The following is a 981-nucleotide window of genomic DNA, read 5'->3' on the forward strand; positions in this document are numbered from 1 at the left end:
GGGCCGAGCGGCTCGAGGCGCGTATCAGACGCGGCGACGCTTCGGCGGACGGCAGCCGTTGTGCGCCTGGGGGGTGACGTCCTGGATCGAACCCACCTCGAGGCCGGCGGCCTGCAGCGAGCGGATCGCGGTCTCGCGGCCGGAGCCCGGACCCTTCACGAGGACGTCGACCTTCTTGACGCCGTGCTCCGCGGCCTGGCGGGCTGCGGACTCGGCAGCCATACCGGCGGCGTACGGGGTCGACTTGCGGGAGCCCTTGAAGCCCACGCCACCCGACGATGCCCAGGCGATGACAGCGCCGGACGGGTCGGTGATCGAGACGATCGTGTTGTTGAACGTCGACTTGATGTGGGCCTGGCCCAGCGCGATGTTCTTCTTTTCCTTGCGGCGCGGCTTGCGCGCGGCGGCCTTGGGTGCAGCCATGAAAGTGTTCTCCTAGTCCCTGGGGCCGCGCTTAGCGGGCCTTCTTCTTGCCTGCGACGGTGCGCTTCGGGCCCTTGCGGGTACGGGCGTTGGTCTTGGTGCGCTGACCACGGACCGGGAGACCACGACGGTGGCGGATGCCCTCGTAGGAGCCGATCTCGACCTTGCGGCGGATGTCTGCTGCAACCTCGCGGCGCAGGTCACCCTCCACCTTGTAGTTGCCTTCGATGTGGTCGCGGAGGGCGATCAGCTGGTCGTCGCTGAGGTCCTTCACGCGGATGCTCTCGTCGATCTCCGTCGCCTTGAGGATCTCGACCGAGCGGGTACGGCCGACGCCGTAGATGTAGGTAAGGGCGATCACCACGCGCTTGTCGCGCGGGATGTCAACGCCGGCAAGACGTGCCATGCGGTTCTCCTGGGTGTTGTGGAGGTGTGGAACAGGATCGGTGCCCGGGCCTCCGCCCCGAGGTGTCCCCCGCTTCCGCGGGTTCTGATCCTGCCGTTGTGTTTTCAGTTATGAGATGTGCGTGAGCGATGCCGCGCAGCTCGGGCCCGTCG

General features: G+C 67.6%; 2 protein-coding genes. Both read right to left on the bottom strand.

Going from position 1 to position 981, the window contains the following annotated elements; genetic code table 11:
* Positions 1–24 precede the first annotated feature (24 nt).
* On the bottom strand, positions 25–423 hold the full coding sequence (gene rpsK, locus ACNPM4_RS12685; RefSeq protein WP_017829189.1) for a 30S ribosomal protein S11: 399 nt from the start codon (positions 421–423) through the stop codon (positions 25–27).
* Positions 424–454: 31 nt separating this feature from the next.
* Entirely contained in the window at positions 455–829 is a 375-nt protein-coding gene (rpsM, locus tag ACNPM4_RS12690) for a 30S ribosomal protein S13 (RefSeq protein WP_017829190.1), read from the bottom strand.
* Positions 830–981 lie beyond the last annotated feature (152 nt).

The organism is Microbacterium umsixpiens (assembly GCF_053543675.1).